Annotated in this window: 25 protein-coding genes; 24 read left to right on the top strand and 1 reads right to left on the bottom strand. The window is 45.8% G+C overall.

Annotated features, from left to right (window positions below):
- Positions 1-134: 134 nt before the first annotated feature.
- The 7 genes from AB204_RS20820 to AB204_RS09015 all read left to right on the top strand — a co-directional run bounded on the left by AB204_RS20820 (position 135) and on the right by AB204_RS09015 (position 3,942).
- On the top strand, positions 135-842 hold the full coding sequence (locus AB204_RS20820) for a DNA adenine methylase (RefSeq protein WP_053067871.1): 708 nt from the start codon (positions 135-137) through the stop codon (positions 840-842).
- Between the two features lie 89 nt (positions 843-931).
- Positions 932-1,234, top strand: coding sequence for a phage holin family protein (locus AB204_RS09040; RefSeq protein WP_235428058.1), 303 nt, complete (start codon positions 932-934; stop codon positions 1,232-1,234).
- Positions 1,231-1,632 (top strand): structural protein, encoded by a 402-nt coding sequence (locus AB204_RS09035; RefSeq protein WP_047963041.1) that lies wholly within the window; start codon positions 1,231-1,233, stop codon positions 1,630-1,632. Before AB204_RS09040 ends, AB204_RS09035 begins: the two co-directional genes overlap by 4 nt.
- A gap of 169 nt (positions 1,633-1,801) precedes the next feature.
- The gene (locus tag AB204_RS09030) at positions 1,802-2,491 is read left to right on the top strand and encodes a Rha family transcriptional regulator (RefSeq protein WP_047963040.1); all 690 of its coding nucleotides are present in this window, start codon (positions 1,802-1,804) and stop codon (positions 2,489-2,491) included.
- A 2-nt stretch (positions 2,492-2,493) separates the two neighbouring features.
- Complete coding sequence (locus tag AB204_RS21975; RefSeq protein WP_047963039.1) at positions 2,494-2,943, top strand: lysis protein; 450 nt, start codon at positions 2,494-2,496, stop codon at positions 2,941-2,943.
- Positions 2,944-2,993: 50 nt separating this feature from the next.
- A complete protein-coding gene (locus AB204_RS09020) occupies positions 2,994-3,383 on the top strand; it encodes a hypothetical protein (RefSeq protein ID WP_047963038.1) in 390 nt (129 codons plus the stop codon).
- A 121-nt stretch (positions 3,384-3,504) separates the two neighbouring features.
- The gene (locus AB204_RS09015) at positions 3,505-3,942 is read left to right on the top strand and encodes a hypothetical protein (protein ID WP_047963037.1); all 438 of its coding nucleotides are present in this window, start codon (positions 3,505-3,507) and stop codon (positions 3,940-3,942) included.
- A gap of 384 nt (positions 3,943-4,326) precedes the next feature.
- Here AB204_RS09015 and AB204_RS22715 read toward each other — a convergent pair whose 3' ends face one another.
- Positions 4,327-4,476, bottom strand: a complete 150-nt coding sequence (locus tag AB204_RS22715) for a hypothetical protein (protein ID WP_161796548.1) — start codon at positions 4,474-4,476, stop codon at positions 4,327-4,329.
- Positions 4,477-4,640: 164 nt separating this feature from the next.
- Here AB204_RS22715 and AB204_RS09010 point away from each other — a divergent pair, with 164 nt between their 5' ends.
- The 17 genes from AB204_RS09010 to AB204_RS08930 all read left to right on the top strand — a co-directional run bounded on the left by AB204_RS09010 (position 4,641) and on the right by AB204_RS08930 (position 17,322).
- On the top strand, positions 4,641-5,117 hold the full coding sequence (locus AB204_RS09010; protein WP_047963036.1) for a hypothetical protein: 477 nt from the start codon (positions 4,641-4,643) through the stop codon (positions 5,115-5,117).
- Between the two features lie 9 nt (positions 5,118-5,126).
- Positions 5,127-5,564 carry a helix-turn-helix domain-containing protein gene (locus AB204_RS09005; protein ID WP_047963035.1) on the top strand — a complete coding sequence of 146 codons (438 nt, stop codon included), beginning with the start codon at positions 5,127-5,129 and terminating at the stop codon, positions 5,562-5,564.
- 247 nt (positions 5,565-5,811) lie between these two features.
- Positions 5,812-7,161, top strand: coding sequence for a PBSX family phage terminase large subunit (locus AB204_RS09000; RefSeq protein ID WP_047963034.1), 1,350 nt, complete (start codon positions 5,812-5,814; stop codon positions 7,159-7,161).
- Positions 7,162-8,718, top strand: coding sequence for a DUF1073 domain-containing protein (locus AB204_RS08995; RefSeq protein ID WP_053067870.1), 1,557 nt, complete (start codon positions 7,162-7,164; stop codon positions 8,716-8,718).
- Positions 8,672-9,478 carry a phage head morphogenesis protein gene (locus AB204_RS08990; RefSeq protein ID WP_167336743.1) on the top strand — a complete coding sequence of 269 codons (807 nt, stop codon included), beginning with the start codon at positions 8,672-8,674 and terminating at the stop codon, positions 9,476-9,478. Before AB204_RS08995 ends, AB204_RS08990 begins: the two co-directional genes overlap by 47 nt.
- A 45-nt stretch (positions 9,479-9,523) precedes the next feature.
- Positions 9,524-10,708, top strand: a complete 1,185-nt coding sequence (locus AB204_RS08985; protein ID WP_047963033.1) for a DUF2213 domain-containing protein — start codon at positions 9,524-9,526, stop codon at positions 10,706-10,708.
- A gap of 9 nt (positions 10,709-10,717) precedes the next feature.
- Positions 10,718-11,203 (top strand): structural cement protein Gp24, encoded by a 486-nt coding sequence (locus AB204_RS08980; protein WP_047963032.1) that lies wholly within the window; start codon positions 10,718-10,720, stop codon positions 11,201-11,203.
- 9 nt (positions 11,204-11,212) lie between these two features.
- On the top strand, positions 11,213-12,205 hold the full coding sequence (locus AB204_RS08975; RefSeq protein WP_200898219.1) for a DUF2184 domain-containing protein: 993 nt from the start codon (positions 11,213-11,215) through the stop codon (positions 12,203-12,205).
- 56 nt (positions 12,206-12,261) lie between these two features.
- Positions 12,262-12,579 carry a hypothetical protein gene (locus AB204_RS08970; protein WP_047963031.1) on the top strand — a complete coding sequence of 106 codons (318 nt, stop codon included), beginning with the start codon at positions 12,262-12,264 and terminating at the stop codon, positions 12,577-12,579.
- A 9-nt stretch (positions 12,580-12,588) separates the two neighbouring features.
- The gene (locus AB204_RS08965; RefSeq protein ID WP_047963030.1) at positions 12,589-12,996 is read left to right on the top strand and encodes a DUF4054 domain-containing protein; all 408 of its coding nucleotides are present in this window, start codon (positions 12,589-12,591) and stop codon (positions 12,994-12,996) included.
- A 1-nt stretch (position 12,997) separates the two neighbouring features.
- The gene (locus AB204_RS08960) at positions 12,998-13,567 is read left to right on the top strand and encodes a hypothetical protein (RefSeq protein WP_047963029.1); all 570 of its coding nucleotides are present in this window, start codon (positions 12,998-13,000) and stop codon (positions 13,565-13,567) included.
- Positions 13,560-13,940 (top strand): hypothetical protein, encoded by a 381-nt coding sequence (locus tag AB204_RS08955; protein WP_200898218.1) that lies wholly within the window; start codon positions 13,560-13,562, stop codon positions 13,938-13,940. The genes AB204_RS08960 and AB204_RS08955 overlap by 8 nt, the downstream gene beginning before the upstream one ends.
- A complete protein-coding gene (locus AB204_RS08950) occupies positions 13,928-14,416 on the top strand; it encodes a phage neck terminator protein (protein WP_047963028.1) in 489 nt (162 codons plus the stop codon). Before AB204_RS08955 ends, AB204_RS08950 begins: the two co-directional genes overlap by 13 nt.
- Positions 14,417-14,427: 11 nt before the next feature.
- Positions 14,428-15,882, top strand: a complete 1,455-nt coding sequence (locus AB204_RS08945) for a DUF3383 domain-containing protein (protein WP_047963027.1) — start codon at positions 14,428-14,430, stop codon at positions 15,880-15,882.
- Positions 15,883-15,894: 12 nt separating this feature from the next.
- A complete protein-coding gene (locus tag AB204_RS08940) occupies positions 15,895-16,344 on the top strand; it encodes a phage tail fiber protein (RefSeq protein ID WP_053067869.1) in 450 nt (149 codons plus the stop codon).
- Positions 16,344-16,757, top strand: coding sequence for a hypothetical protein (locus AB204_RS08935; RefSeq protein WP_047963026.1), 414 nt, complete (start codon positions 16,344-16,346; stop codon positions 16,755-16,757). Before AB204_RS08940 ends, AB204_RS08935 begins: the two co-directional genes overlap by 1 nt.
- 337 nt (positions 16,758-17,094) lie before the next feature.
- A complete protein-coding gene (locus AB204_RS08930) occupies positions 17,095-17,322 on the top strand; it encodes a hypothetical protein (protein WP_047963025.1) in 228 nt (75 codons plus the stop codon).
- The last annotated feature ends 59 nt before the right edge of the window (positions 17,323-17,381 follow it).

Below are 17,381 nucleotides of genomic sequence, written 5' to 3'. Positions count from 1 at the left end.
CCCTCCTTGAGGGGTACCTGCTTGCACAGTCTCTTGAGCTAGAGATGTGATCAAGAGACAGCGCTCAGGCGGCCTTTTTTGTTTTCTGGCGAATAAATGTTTGTACCAACAGAGGGGCAGGAACGGTGAAATACATGGGCAGTAAAGCGCGCATAGCGAAATATATTGCGCCCTTCATTCTGGATCACTTAACGACAGAGACTGTTTATATTGAGCCGTTTGCGGGCGGCATGAATATGGTGAGTCACATCAATACCAAACATGCTGGCCCTGTTATCGCTGCCGATAGCCACGAATACCTGATACAAATGTGGGACGCATTACTCTCTGGCTGGCAGCCACCGGGGCAAATCTCACGAGAACAGTACTACGCGATAAAGAATAACCAGAGTGAAATCCCGCATCTAACAGGATGGGTGGGTTTTGTCTGTAGTTACGCGGGTAAATGGTTCAATAGCTACGTGGGAACTGGGCAGGTCAAATCCGGGCGCGTTCGTGATTATCAATCGGAGGCCATCAACAATATTCAGCGGCAGTTGTCTGAGTTAGATGGCGTCATATTGCAGTGTTGCGATTACCGTGTATTGGATATACCCGATGGGGCTGTAGTTTATTGCGACCCGCCTTATGTGAATACTCGGCAATACCGCGATAAATTTAATACGGCTGAGTTTTGGAATTGGGTTCGTGAGTTATCGAATCGCTGTACTGTCTTTGTTAGCGAATACACCGCGCCAGATGATTTTAATTGTATTTGGTCGCGCGAAGTTACTAGCGGTATCTCTGGAACAAAAACGACATCAATTGAATCGCTATTTATGCTGAAATCCAGCTTACCTTAACTATTAACCCATTACTTTTAACCGACTCACAGGGGTAACCATCGTTCACCCCACGGACGCCCATTGCTCAAATGGGGTGGAATATGCGCATGCCAAATAAAGACCCAAGCGGCTTTGAACTGTATCAATGGCTGATACTGCTGCTGCTTTCAGCATGGGGCGGGATAGTCCGCTACATCATCGATATAAAAACCAGCAATGCCCGCTGGAGTTGGTTCGGGGCAGTGGCTCAGGTAGTCGTTTCGGGCTTCACCGGACTGATAGGGGGCTTTATCAGTTTGGAAGCGGGACTGAGCTTATACATGACATTCGCCAGTGCGGGGATGTGCGGTGCGATGGGAAGTATTGCCCTCACGTATTTCTGGAACAGACTGACAGGTGACCCAAGATGAGCAGAGGTATTCGCAATAACAATCCGGGCAATATTGATCACAACCCCGCTAATAAGTGGCAGGGTCAATTAAGGCACGACCCAAAGATTGAGAAGCGCTTCTGTCGTTTCGTGACGGCGGAGCATGGTATCCGGGCACTGATGAAGCTGCTGACCAATTACCACAAGAACGGTTATCAGAGTGTGGCCAAGATGATAGACCGCTGGGCGCCGACCAATGAGAACAACACCTCAGCCTATATCAAGGGTGTTGCTAAGGCACTGAACGTAGACCCAAATCAAGCTTTGGACATCAATAAACCCACGCTGATTGCGCTGGCTAAGTCCATTATCCGGCACGAGAACGGCAAGCAACCTTATTCCGAAGAAACATTCGAAAAAGCCTACAGCTTAATCTGAATCCTGAGCCTCGCATCTGCGGGGCTTCTTTTTATCTGCGTACTGACGTGCGCAAAATCCAATCATGAGCTTATAGAAATAGAGCCTGAGAACTATCGCTAAAGGTGGCGACCTCTCATGGGCGATATTTCTACGTCAGCAGGCTCTTATTTCTATAGGAATACGCAAGATGAGACTTTTAGTTAAAAAATCCAACGGGCAACCTGTAGTAACAACCGATGTTATCGCGAATGAGTTTGGTAGAGATCATAAGAACGTCTTGCAGAACGTAAGAGAATTGATAGAAAGCCGTCATTTAGGAGGGCTTGATTTCAAGCCCTCCTCATATATTAGCAAACAAAACAAAGAATTACCTTGTTATGAATTAACTGAACGGGGATTCCTTATTGCCATGCCGTTTATTGGTGGTGATAAAGCCCGTGATGGACAAGTACGCTTGGTTGACAGTTTCATTAAGTTTCGTGAAAAGGCAACAAAAGAATCTCAAATTCAATTGGAGCGAGAAAGATCCAGAGTTGAATACCGACCTATGACCGATGCTATTAAAAATAGCCGGGAACAGGACGGGAAAGAAACGGAGCATTTTCATTACAGCAATGAAGCCGACCTGATTAATGATGTCGTCCTCGGAATGAAGTCGGCCAAGTTTAAGAAGAACAATGATATTGGCAAAAGCGAAGCAATCAGGGATTACTTGACTGAGTGGCAGATTAAAGCCATTACCGAATTACAGCGGGCAAATACGGTTCTTATTTCAATGGGGTGGGATCGTGAACAAAGAAAACAGGCGTTAAAAGGGATTTTTGATAAAAACTATCGTAACCCTCTGATAGAAGAGCAAGCAAGGTTAAATTCATAGCGATGAAACTCAACAGTCAGTACTTCACCTTGGGTGCTTTTGCTGTCGTCGCTGGCCTGCTCTGGTTCTACTACAGTGAGTATCAGGACAAGGCCGAAGAATACCGTAGGTTAAAGCTAGGGTATGACGAACAGGTCGCCATCAACGCCAACCAGCAAGAGCGCATCAAGCAACTCCACGAATTAGATACCCGACACTCTCAGGAACTCGCCAATGCCAAATCTAAACTTGATGAGCTTAGCGATACTCTCCGCACTAACACTCAGCGCGTGTACGTCAAGGCTCAATGCCCCGTGTCTGAAACCGCTGCCCCCTCCGGCGTGGATGGTTCAAGACCCGCCAGACTGGCGAAAGACGCTGAACAGGATTATGTACGTCTCCTCGGAGAACTTGAAACCCTCGAAGCCCAGTTCCTCGGACTGAGGGATTGGGCGAATACTGAATGTCGGTAACCTCTGAGTAATCAGGGGCTTTTTTATTATCAGAAACAGGAAAAGAAACCATGTTTACAGTTAAGCAGATTATCGAAAACGCCACATCATTATATGAAACCAAAGAGATTACTATTGCTCGCATTGGTTCGCCTCAATGGAAACAGGCATTTGATTTGGCTAAAGAGTTGGGTATTGAAACACCAGACGTCATTGAGTTTATTCCGCCCTCCTATTCAGATGAAGAAATGACACAGGTTGTTGAAGAAGAACATTTACTCAGTGTAACCCGTGAAGGTGTGAGCGCTAATGATTGTATTGCCATTGTCTGTTCAAATATTCCCAGCCCTACATTTCCGGAAATTCCAGAGCTGGGTGGAGGTGGGTATCAGTTTCTCTACAAAGGGGATCAGCTGTATATCACCAATGAAAACGGTGCTACGGTAGAGGTAGTCAAGTAAAGCATACCGCTAGCCACCTCAGAGCAAATGATACTGAGGTGGCAGAATGACATTAAAATACAATAGTAACATATTAACAACGGCTATCATGTTCAAACATTAAACAAAAAGGGATATTCTAATGAACACTAGAAACATGATAGCTCTAAAAGGCACTAGAAATGCTGGAAAAACAAAGACGTTAAATTCTCTAATAGAGAAATTAGAATCCTCTAATAATTTTGAGCAAATATATAAACATGGAAGTGTAGACACTATTGTTGTATTTGTTGTTAAAAACATCAAAGTAGGGATTTCAACTGGTGGCGATGACGAGTCAATAGTAGAAGAGCGGGTTGGCAAATTGATTGAATGTGGTTGCGATATCATTGTAAGTGCGACAAAAACTTGGGGAAAAACCCTTGATATCCTCAATAAGTTGGCTGGTAAACACAATTACTCAGTAGAAGAAGTTGATAAAAGTTGTGCAGATAAAAATGACTGTAATGACCAGTCAATTAAAAATGAATTAGATGCTGAAAAGATTTTTAATAGAATTAACGAAATTATAAATGGCTAATAGTATTAAACAGTTTTCTTTCTAACCCCTTAAGTAGTTACACCAAAAACACCCAAGCCATCACACCCGTGGTGGCTTTTTTATTCCCGCGTCCATTCCCTGAGTGGCTACAGGAATAACCCATGCTGCCACCTCGTTCCTACCGCGTACCCAACGCACACGGGCTGGTGGCATTTTTATTTCCAACTGTAGACATACCTCTATGGTTGATTTATGTACTGGACAAAAGCAATAAATTCATTGCCTTTCAATGTGTTATTTGGACACAACGGGCTGGACAAAACGGCTTAAGCATCTGTTTTTACGTCACTGTTTTGAGCGCACCTCTATCGGGAATATCGATATCGATACACCTTTGCGTCGGGTTATCGCCGTCTGCCGGTATTAGCTACGACATGTCTCCTTGCCATCGAGCGTACCGGCAGAATCAAAAATAACCCATGCCCCCGAAGAAGACGGGTCATTATCAGCAACATCCGCTGTAGGCAGAAGAAGGGGTGTGACAGCCGGAGAGACGGCCTGCATTGCCATCATGATTCAAGAGTCGTGATCGCTATGCAGAAAAGCAAAGTCCGATTATCGGATATTGGACGATAAGTTACTTCCTGAATGTTTTTTCAGCATTTTATATAACCACCGTACAAAAACTGTCGGGGTTATATCAACCAGCGCAGTTAAATATGCTGAATGAGGTAAAAATGAAAGGTCAACTGGGGACACTTAGTATGGATTTCACCATGCCATCACAAGAGCAGCTTCGGCAAATTGTGAATGATATTGAATGGGAATGCGCTGAGAAAAAAGCGCCTGTAAATAATAAAACTAAGCAGTACATAGAAAGTGAAGCAATTAAACGTGTTACTGATTTTATTATGGCAAATGCGAGATTTAATCACACACCAATCAATCAATATCCAGGGGAAAAAGTGGAAACAGGTGTTGGCAGTGATATACAACAAGATACGAAAAGACCAAAAACATTCAGCTACTGGAGAATTGAAATATTCATTGAAGGTCAAGATATGGCTATCGTGGGATATAGCAAAGACGAGATACCAGTTAGCAACTATGGCGACGACTATTTAACCATCTTCCAGAGCACCAGTGGCATCGACATTATCACCATCCCCCTTAGTCGAGTTACCGCTATCAAATCTTATGCAGTGACTATATAAGGAAGCAAAATGGCACGCCCAACTAAATACCAAGAGGCGTATGCCGAACAGGCGCGCAAATTGTGCTTGTTGGGTTACACCGATAAAGAACTAGCTGATTTTTTCGAGGTCAGCGAGTCAACATTAAACAACTGGAAGCATGAATACCCTGTGTTTCTGGAGTCCATAAAAAAGGGTAAGCAGGTAGCTGATGGTGAAGTTGCGGCAAAGCTCTTTCATCGGGCAACAGGTTATGAGCATCCAGAGGATGATATCAGGGCAATTGATGGTAAAGTTGTGATTACTCCCACGACAAAACATTACCCACCCGATACAACCGCAGCGATATTCTGGCTCAAGAATAGGCAGAAGAATCATTGGCGGGATAAGATCGATCATGGTATCGAGGGAGCTATTGATGTTAAAGGCCTCCCTCCCCTGAAAAAATTATTTGGCGATGGTGAATAGCAGCTCAATTATTAGTCTATTTAACATAATGGTTGTTGCGTGAACTTGCACCCAAAATGCTACTTTGGAATTTATTAGGTAATGCCTTAGGTTCTTGCTATCAGGCGTAGAACTGGATCATAACCAACCGATTTCAGCCAATTAGCGGCAACTTTAATTAAAAACAAATTATTCAGTGAATTTGAATAGTATTCGCTGCGATGGTGTTCGTTTTTTATTCAATGGATTATTTTGAGGGGTTTTATAGATGACACAGCTTAATCCAGTATTTAGGCCATTTATAAACCCAGCTCGGTACAAAATTTCCTATGGTGGGCGCGGCAGTGGTAAATCATGGTCAATTGCCCGATTACTGATAGAGATATCTCGGCGTGGCTGTTATCGCTTCCTCTGTGCTCGTGAGTTGCAGAACAGTATCAGCGATTCGGTTCTCAAGTTGTTAGAGGACACTATTTACCGTGAGGATTATCAGAATGAGTTTGAGGTGCAACGGGCTTCTATTCGGCACTTGGCGACTAACTCTGAATTCATGTTTTACGGCATTAAGAACAATCCGACCAAGATTAAATCATTAGAGGGCGTTGATATCTGCTGGATTGAAGAAGCCGAGGCTGTCACCAAGGAAAGCTGGGACATATTGATCCCTACTATCCGAAAGCCCAACTCTGAAATTTGGGTATCGTTCAACCCGAAAAACATTCTGGATGATACCTACCAGCGATTCATTGTTGAGCCACAAAAAGACAGCGTTATTCTAAAGGTCAATTGGTCAGAAAACCCTTGGTTCCCCGAAGTACTCAGGCAGGAGATGGAAGAGTGCAAGGTACGTGATTATGACCTCTACCGCCATATTTGGGAGGGTGAGCCTGTTGCTGATTCCGCACTAGCAATCATTAAACCTGCATGGATTGAGGCGGCGGTTAATGCTCATCTGGAACTCGGATTCGGCGCTGTGGGTCGTAAGTTCGTTGGATTCGACGTGGCTGATGATGGCGAGGACTCAAATGCAACCGTACTAAGACATGGTTCTGTTGCTATTGAGGTCAAGGAGTGGCGTGGTCAGGATGTGATTTGGAGTGCTGACCATGTTTATGATTACGCACTGAAAAGTAATGCTGACACAGTCATATTTGACAGTATTGGTATGGGTGCTGGAGTTAAGGCGCAATTCAACCGGAAAGATCAGCGGGTCAGAACGGTAGGATTCAATGCTGGCGCATCTGTTGAGAATCCTGATAACCAATACATGCCGGGCAAAACAAACAAGGACATGTTCGCCAACCTCAAGGCGCAACAATGGCAATTAGTGGCCAACCGGTTCTACAACACATGGCGAGCTGTTAATCATGGCGACAAATACCCCGAAGACCAGCTAATCAGCCTGTCGAAAGGTATGAAAGATCTGGAATATCTCAAGGCGGAATTATCACGACCTCAAGTCGATTACGACAATAACGGACGTGTCAAAGTCGAAAGCAAGAAAGACATGAAAAAGCGTGGTATTCCAAGCCCCAATAAAGCTGATGCGTTCATTATGGCCTTTGCCACTGTTAACGCAGGTATTCGCATCAATCCCAACGCTCTTATGGGTATCTAAATGAAATGGTTTAAATCTGTTAAAAAACAGCGCCTGTTGGAGTTAGAACGGGAGCTAGCTATTGAAAAGGCAAAGGCTGAGCAGGCTCAAAAGAAACTGGAACGGGCAAAAGTGTATGAGCGCACGCTTGAGAAGATGCTGGAGGAAGGTAAAGCTCCGGAACAGCTAGTTAAAATTGAGCCACCTGCAATTCATCCCGCTGTAGTTCCCGTTGGTAAATCAGCACCGGTAGCAATGGATAGCGCCTGTAATGGCGCCTATGAATACGCCAATGCCAGCCCGCAGTTCTATTCAGGTTTTCTCGGCTACCCTACTCTGGCGGTGATGTCACAATCCAGTGATTATCGTAGCGTTCCAGAGACAACAGCTAAAGAAATGACCCGCGAATGGGGAGAAGTCAAGGCGCGTAGCAGTGGCAAGATTAATGATGGTGAAGATAAAACAGATCAGATTGCTAAGATCACCGCCGAAATGGAACGGTTAAAAATTCGTGACCTGATGAGAAAGCATATCGAGAACGAAATGATATTTGGTCGCTCTCAGTTATTTATTGATATTCAGGGGCACGAAGACAAAGCCAATTTACCACTGGTTATCAGTTCAACAGGCATCAAAAAAGGCACTCTCAAGGGATTTAGTCTGATTGAGCCAATTTGGTCAACCCCGAGTCTGTATAACGCACATGACCCAATGGCAGATGACTTCTTTAAACCGTCTCAGTGGTTCGTGCTGGGTAACGAGATTCACGCTGATCGGTTAATGACGCTAATAATGAGGCCAGTATCTGACATCCTGAAACCTGCTTATAATTTCAGTGGTATTAGCATGTTGCAGTTGATGAAGCCTTATGTGGAAAGGTGGCAACGCACCACCGATGCTATCAGTGAATTGATTCACTCCTTTTCGCTGACTGGTCTTGCTACCAACATGCAGGGAATACTGAACGGTGAAGATGGTGCGGATATCAAAATGCGAGCAGCGATGTTCTCTCTGTATCGAGATAACCGCAATCTGATGTTATTGGACAAAGGTAGTGAAGAATTCTTTCAGTTCAATACGCCACTTTCTGGCCTTGATGCACTCCAGCGACAAGCTCAGGAGCAGATGGCAGCGCCGAGTCATACACCGTTGGTCAAGTTACTAGGTATTACACCTAGTGGACTGAACGCCAGCAGTGATGGAGAGATACGCGTCTATAACGACTATATCGCCTCATTGCAAAGCGCACATTTATTGCCACAGGTAACGATTATCTTAAAGCTAGTTCAGCTTCACCTGTTTGGTGAGATTGATGACAGTCTCTATTTCGAGTTCAACTCACTGCATCAATTGACGGATGAGCAACGGGCATCAACCGAAAAATCCAAAGCAGAAACGGTGCAAATCTATCACCAGTCGGGTGTTATCGATGGCGAAGAAGCCAGACAATATGTTGCCGCTGATGAAGATAACCCTCTGAGATTCATCGACCCTAAAAAGATAATCCCGTCACCATACGGAGTTCCAGACTATGGCAGCGAAGAAAGCGATACTGAGGCCGATAAAGCCCGGACATAACGTCATGCCGGAAATCAAGCCGAGCGTTGCTATTGAGAACCGTTATTACCAGACATTGATGGATATCATCAAAGATATCAGGCAAGAGCTGGATGCTGTTCTGGTGCGTGAGTTTAAGAGCAAGGCGCAGGCGGAACTGGCGAATGACGGCATTTCAGACTGGATAGCCCATGCGGTTGATTACCTGCTTGATAAATGGAATACCAAGCTGGACACATTGTCTCAGACTGTCGCAAAAGAGTTCGTTGATAAAACAGTCGGTAATTTTGATACCCGGTTCACTACCCTGCTTCGCCAGCATGGATTTACCGTACGAATGCAGAACAGCGAGCAAACGCTGAATTCTCTTCGGGCAGTTATGGGTGAGAATGTTGGCCTAATTAAATCGATTGGTATCGAATATCTCGGCAAAGTTCAACAGCATGTCTGGCAGTCAGTCACGAGCGGTTATGATCTCGCATTACTCACTCAAAACCTACAGCATGATTTCGACGTAACGCGCAATCGGGCAGAGTTGATTGCCCGTGATCAGTCATCAAAAGCTCACGCAGTCATTGAGCAATCACGGCGTAAAGAGCTGGGGATAACGCAAGCCATTTGGATACATTCCCATGCAGGCAAGCAGCCGAGGCCGTCACATCTGACAGCGCATGGCAAGACGTTTGATATTGAAAAAGGCTTTTATCTTGATGGTGAGTGGGTGCTGCCCGGACAGGCGATCAATTGCCGATGCGGAAGCAAAGCGATAATGCCATTTTAAACACCAGACTGCTTCGGCGGTCTTTTTCTTTTTAAGAGGCAGGTCATGACCATGACTGACAAACTCGCCTTTGATAGATCCATGCGCAGTAAAGACGGCAACGGTCACCTGATTGTTGAGCGTACTATTCTATCAAAAGCAGCGGTTAACCCGTATCGAGGCAAGGAAATACCCGGCTATGAGCGACTAGGCCTTGACCCTGAAAAAGTTTTCCACCTGCTCCGCGACCCGTTGGAGCTAGAGCGAGCAGCAAAAACATTCAGTAAAAAGCAACTTCTCATAAAACACATCCCCGTCGATTCATCCGAACCTCAAAAAGAATACACGATTGGCGCTATTGGCTCTGACATCTCGTTTGAAGATGGGCGGCTCTATGGCGATTTGAGCGTATGGGACGGGTATGCCATTGACTTGATTGAAAGCGGAAAGATGAAGGAGTTATCCGCTGGATATGGTTACACACCGGATATGACCCCGGGAGAATTCGAAGGACAGCATTATGACGGGGTTATGCGAAATATTTTCGGTAATCACGTTGCATTAGTCGAGCGCGGCAGGATCGGGCGAGACGCAATTATATCTGACCATCAAACGGTTGATTTGGAGACAGAAATGAAATTGAAGAAAGGTGCAGCGCCGATTATTGCCGCGCAAATCAGACAGGCACTGGCTATGGATGCAGATTTATCTGAGCAGAGCCTACAAGCGGTTATAACGGCGGTAACGTCTCAGTTAGCTCAGGATAGTGATCCTGATGCTATTAAGAATGCAAATGATAACGAGCAGAAGCCCGAAGGTGCGAAAGATAATAATCCTAAAGCCCCTGAGGGTAGTAGTAAGCCGGAAGGTGCCAAGGATAACAATCTTGAAGGGGAAGGCGCTAAAGACAATAAAGAGGAGAACAAAGCCACTGATGAGAAAGACAAAGACGATAAGCCAGCAATGGATGCTGCCATGATTGAACAGCGCGCAGTTGAGCGTGTCACTGCCCTATTTCAAGCTCGTGAGGATGTAAAGCCGCTGGTGGGTGTTGTGGCAATGGACAGTGCGGAGCAGGTTTACGGTTATGCGCTGCAACAAAAAGGCCTCGAAACCAAAGGCGTACACCCCAGCGCTTACAAATCAATGGTTGGCATGTTACTGAGCAATCAGGCATCAACCACTAAAACCAATGTCGCAATGGATCATGATTCCTTTGCTGACGACACATTAACAGCTCGTTTCGGTTAAGGGGGCATCATGAGCGGTTTTCAAACAAGAATGAATAACGACCTGCCATTAGGTGTAGCGGGTGATTTTGCCTCCGCTAACCCGCATTTCTCTGTGGTGGCAGGCGAAGGTCAGTTTAAGGCTGGTGCTGATGGCGTCATCGTTGGCCTGTTTGCATGGGCGGATGACAAGGGGCTGGTATCGAATATCAAAATACCCGACTCAGTTATTGGGTTCGTTCATCGCAATAACCAAGCGATTATCGACCAGTACGGCGCGGAAGCCTCAATGACCATCCCTAAAGGGCGCGAAGTTACCTTAATGTCTGGCGGTGATTATCTCGTTAATTTGGCAGCAGGTGGCAAACTCGGTCAGTTTATTGTGGCTGACGTCAACACAGGCGAAGCGAAAGCGGTTGATGTCATCGACCCGAACGATAAAGCGTTTGAGGCCACTCCATACCGTGTAGCTAAAACCGTCACTTCTGGCCTGACAAAAATGTCCAGTTCTCTGTAAGGAAAAATCATGCCATTGAATTTAAATGCACTGGCACAACGCGCAGGCGTTGTGTTTAACACGGGTTATCAGGTACAGGAACTGACTAACCAGAATCGTCATATGGCGATGGATAGCGCGATGGTGACAGCACCTAACGCGGGCATACTGTCGTTATTCACCACCTACATTGATCCGAAAGTTATCGATGTTCTGGTAACGCCAATGCGTATGGCTGAGGCATTCCAAGAAGTGAAGCGTGGTGACTGGCTAACCCAAACCGCCGCTTTTCCGGTTGTAGAAGCAACGGGTGAAACGTCCACCTATGGCGACTATAACAACAACGGATTGACGGGCGTTAACGTCAACTGGCCTAGTCGTCAACCATATCACTATCAGACATTTGTCAGTGTCGGTGAGCGTGAGATGGAGATGGCTGGCGCTGCGAAGTTGGATTGGGCGTCAGCTAAACAACGCGCTGCGGTGCTAACCCTGAATAAATTCCAGAACAAGACTTACCTCTATGGCGTGGCGGGATTGGAAAACTATGGTTATTTGAATGATCCCGGCTTATTGCCAAACATAGCCTCTCAGTCATGGGAAAAACTGGATGGTGAAGGGGTTTATGAGTCTATCCGTAAGCTTTACCAGCAATTGGTTAAACAAACCAGCGGTCTAATTGATCGCAATACAGCAATGAAGATGACGCTTTCACCAGAAATGGAAGTTCAGCTTACCAAGACCAACCAGTACAACGTTAACGTATCAGATCAGTTAACCAAGAACTTCCCTAACCTGAAAGTGATTAGCATCCCTGAGATGGCAACCAACGCGGGGGAGTTGGTGAGATTGGTTATTGAAGAGTACGAAGGCCAGAAAACGCTGGACTTGGGCTTTACTGAAAAGATGCGAGTGCATCCAATGGTTCAAGAAACTTCCTCTTGGAAACAGAAACGTTCACAAGGTACTTTTGGGGCTGTGGTATATCGTCCGCAGTTTATTGCCTCAATGCTGGTCTCTTGAGTTTCGTTATCATTCTATCGCCGCCTTCGGGCGGTTTTTTATTTCAAAGGTGAAATATGTCTACTGTAGTTATCGCGTGTAAATTGGCGAATGGCCTGTATCTGGAAGTGGGCGAGCAGCGTGTATCTGTCAATGGCTTTGCCCGGAATATGGTTGATGAGAACGGTTTTGGCCTGACTTACGGTGTTAATGCTGAATTATGGCAGGCGTGGCTGGCGGAGAATAAAGATCGGGATCTGGTGATTAACGGTCTGATTTTCGCCCATGAACAAGAAGCCAGTACCAAAGCCGAAGCCAAAGAGAAGCAGAAAACTAAATCCGGTACTGAGCGCATTCAGCCTGAACAAGTAAAAGAGGTTGAAAAGGCATTTTAAGGGGATGGCATGAGCGATATTGTTGAGCTGAATATTCAGAAATGGCGTGACGCTTACCCCAATATTCAAGCCACCAATACGCAGCTCGAAATGGATTTTGTGGAAGCTACCATGCTTCTCAATAATACCGAACGTAGCTGCGTAAAAAATTTGAAAGAGCGCGAGATGCTGCTTTATCTGCTGATGGCGCATATTGCCACCCTGCAAAACAATATGGATGCAGGTAATAACGCCGTAGGCAGGGCATCCAGTGCAACAGAGGGGAGTGTGTCTATTTCACTGGACTATGGCACGACCTCAGATGCAGAGAAATGGTATATCCAGACGCCCTACGGTGCGAAGTATTGGCAAATGACCGCCCGCTACCGTTCATTCCTCTATGTCATAGGCCAGATGCCAATTCATGTCAGGAGGTGATATGACTAATAATTTAAGTAAATCATTACGAAAAGCGCTGGGGAAATATCTGGAAGCTAGCAGCCTTGAGTTGAAAGCGGGGATTTTCGAATCAGCAACTTATCCCGACGGAACGCCCGTTGCTACGGTAGGTTATATCAATGAATACGGTGCATCAATCAATGTTCCAGAGAAGACAACCACACTTTATCGCAAAGTGAATCCTGATGGCACGTTTGCGAATAAGGGGCGATTTGTCAAGGCATTAAAATCTAATTTTGCCACCGATCACACTGTCCCTGCTCACACCGTGAACATTCCACCAAGACCATTTTTCAGAACCGTTATTGCTAAAGGCAAAGAAGATTGGTCTGGAATGCTGGCAAAAGATATTCAGCGCAATGACGGTGATGCAAAAAAGGCAATGGCGCGATTAGGTGAGCGTATTGTGGATGAATTGCAGGCGTCTGTTTTGTCGTGGTCTGAGCCACCAAACAGCCCGTCAACTGCCATGAAGAAAGGATTTAACAAGCCTCTCGTTGATACAAGTCAGTTATCCAAATCGTTTGGTTATGAGGTTAACGATGATTAATGTCAGAGGTATCGCCAACAGCTTAATCACCACCGTCAACCCGAATATCAACGCCGTTCTGCTAGCTAATGATGGTTATACGACAACTGACTCCGGCAAACAAATCCCCAAATATTCTGAGCATGAGATCTCTGTGCAGCTACAAAGCCTCAGTACACAGGATTTGGAACATCTGGGCGTCATCAACCAACAAGGCCAGCTCATCTATGCCTATGCCAGAGGACAGATATCAGCAATCCGGCGAATAAAGCAGAAAGGTTCAGACCGGATGCGTTTTGCAGCTTATGGCGAAGATGAAATATCTGAGTGGAATGTAACGCGAGTTGTCGAGTCCTACCCGACATGGGTTAAGGTGTTGCTATGGCGACAGTAATAACAGTCACTCACGATAATTTATTCGCTGAGGTCAGGCAATATCTCATCGCATTACTCTCGTGCGATGTGATTCAGGGATATCAGAACGATGTCCCAGCTCCTGACAACGGCGTTGTAATGCACGTTCTGTTTGAGCGAGACATTGACTACATCGCCAATTATTACCATCACGAATCGTCAGAAATTACGGCGCAACGCTCTGTAGAACTAACGGTGCAGTTAGATTTTTACGGGGATGATGCTGATTCACGGGCGCGGGTGGTGGCGAATCTGTGGCAGTCCAGTTACACCACAGCTCGACTCAAAAAATGCCAGCCACTCTACAGCGAGCAACCCCGCAAAATGGTTTTGGTGAACGAGGCTAACCAGTACGAAAACCGCGTAATGCTCGAAATCAAACTGCAATACAACCCTGAAATTTCCTACTCAGTCGAGAGTACCGACTCATTCTCTATTGATCTCAATTCTATTTAAGGTAAGCACCTATGAACACTATTCCGGCGAGTGACATTGTCAGCGTCCTGCCCAGCGTCGTTGGCACGGGCGGAAATCCCCTGGCACTGAACGCTATTTTTATTACCAAGAGCACACCGAGCGCCATGTTGGGTACGAAAGCATTCGGCAGCGCTGAACAGATTGCAGAAATCTTCGGCACAAAATCCCCTGAATACGAAGCGGCACAGGTTTATTTTTCTGGATTCGTTGGCTCAACAACCCGACCCGAAACACTGTATATCGCGTCAATGGTGACAACCAATCAGGCGGCAAAGCTGGTGGGTAGCAAAGTACCAATCAGGGATTTTAACCATATCCCGCAGGGGTTAGAGCTGGATATTGACGGCAAACGCCAGATTGTCACTATCACGCCCGCCGATATCAAATCCTATTCCGCGCTGGCAGAGGCTGTCTCTGTGTCACTGGCGAAAGCTGGTACATGTCAATATGACGCAAACAGCCGCACATTTGCTATTGAAGGCGCAAAGAAAGGTGCTGGTGGAACAATCAGTTTCGGCTCAGGTGATTTAGCCGAATACATGGGGCTGACAGAAAATGCAGGTGCACAGAAAAACGAGGGTATCAATGCGGACACCATTGATGAACTGATGCCACGCATTACCAAATCAGTGACTAATTTCGTTTCCATTATGGCGATTGGTGATTTCAGCTCTGACGAGAAAATAGCGATTTCCAAATGGGTGACATTGCAAAATGACCGTTACGTGCATGTGCTGTATTCCCATGGTGAGCTGGTGGCACTGGAGACAATTTCTAGCGCCATTCTCGAATCTGATATTGGTGGCACGTGCCTGATGTACGGCGACCATACCCACGGTGCATTTGCCTGTACCTATGCCGCATCACTCAATTTCAATGAGTTGAACGGTCGTGCAACATTTGCATTCCGTCGTCAGGAAGGGCTGAAACCCACCGTAACCGAAAAGTCTTTAGCTGATGAGCTACTACGGCTGAGATTTAACTTTTACGGTGCTTACGGTACAGCAAACGATCGGTTCATATTCGTTAATCAGGGTTCAGTTTCCGGCAAATTCAAGTGGTTGGATAGCTACGTCAATCAGGTATTCCTGAACAGCCAATTACAACTGGCATTGATGACCATGCTCACCAGTTTCAAATCCATTCCCTATAACGAAACCGGGAAAGCGATCCATCGTGCTGCCCTTAAAGACCCTATAGACCAAATGTTACGGTTTGGCGGTATTCAGCGCGGCGTCGTTTTATCTGAACAACAGAAAAAGCAGATTAACGTCGAGGCAGGCTTTGATGCAGCAGCCCAGATTCAGACTGAGGGATGGTGTGTCATGATCAATGACACTCCCGCACAGACTCGCGGATTGCGTAAATCCATGCCATTAAAATTCTGGTATGCCGATGGGGGCAGCGTCCAGAAAGTTGAACTCCCATCAATTAACGTCCAGTAAGGAGTAATCATTATGACAATGGGACATAACCCACGCACGATCACCTCAGCGAATGCCGTGTTAATGCTGAGATGCAAAGGGATATATGACGATTATGTAGAAATTCAAGGCTTTCAGGCTGATAACGCATGGGAGTTCGGTGAGGTTACACTTGGGGAAACCCGTATTGGGGTGGATGGGAAACAGTCTGTTGGCTACATCCCGCATGAAACACCATTAACACTGTATTTGGAGGCGAATAGTCCCTCTATACAGATACTGGAAAATATTAGAAAGGACTTTAATTCCAAGAAAGAAGCTAGATTTGTCGACATTGTTGTTGAAATTCCTTCTATTGGTAAACGCTATTCCGGCACAGGCGGGCTAATCAGTATGACAGGCGGGGCGAGCGGTAAAAAACTACTGGACGGAACCAGCTACAAATTCAACATGATCACTAACGGCGCTGAGGAAATCGCATAATGTCTAATCTGAAATCCAAAACAATCACCATCGAATCAGGCCGTGACGCGGGCAAGGTGTTTTTTATCACTGAAATGCCGATTGTTAAGGCTGATGACTGGGCGATGAGAGCGTTATTCACTATTGCCAATGGCGGCATTGATATTGGTGATCTCCGTCCATCAATGGGAATGATGGCAATAGCACAGGTAGCTATCAAGGCCCTGTCTAATATCAGAGCGGATGATGGCATTCCGCTGTTGAATGAACTGCTCGACTGTGTACAAATCGTTCCGTCTGGTGGCAATGCCCGCGCTATCGAATTCAACTCTGATATCAGGGATGTTAAGACGATGTTCCTACTGCGAGCGGAGGCGCTGGCTATCCACATTGATTTTTTAACTCAAGGCGCTGGCTCAGACTCGAAAAGTTAAGGGCTGGCTTGCCGCTGAAAGAGGGCATTCTGGCGGAGCCTAACAATGTTTCTAGTATTGTGTATCAGGTCGTGACGTCAGGGTACGCCTCCTATCACGAACTCTCTACGATATACGGGCTGGAAGCTGCGCTGAATATGCTAGAAATCCATCAAGTCAGCGAATACAACAAGCGGTTAATAGAGGAGCTGAGTAAGTCAGATTAATTTACCCAGCCCTCTAAGCGGTTATAATTAAATCAAGCTCATCATGACATGAGGTGACGAATGTTAAAGCCAATAGCTATGCTTGGTACTTGGCAAATGTAACCGAATGAATTAACAATTGGAGAAAGACAATGAAATTTGAAGAATTATCGTATGACTCACAAGAAGCGGCAATAAAAGTTCTGGCAGATCTACTGAGAATCAAGTACCAGCAAACTTTTGATTTACCAGACAGTACAGTTAGATTTTTAGGCCACAGTGTAAGAAAAGCATTTGCGGCCTTAGAAAGTGAAGAGCCTAGAGTTGAATCTGATTCATATTGCGGATACGGAAGAGCTGGCTCATCGGTCAGCGAATGATAGCCATGCCTCCCAATCACCAGCCAGAGCGCAAGCTATAATACTTGGCGAGCCTTTTG

The organism is Xenorhabdus khoisanae, from assembly GCF_001037465.1.
Taxonomy (GTDB): Bacteria; Pseudomonadota; Gammaproteobacteria; order Enterobacterales; family Enterobacteriaceae; genus Xenorhabdus; species Xenorhabdus khoisanae.
This window is presented reverse-complemented; position numbering and strand designations above follow the sequence as displayed.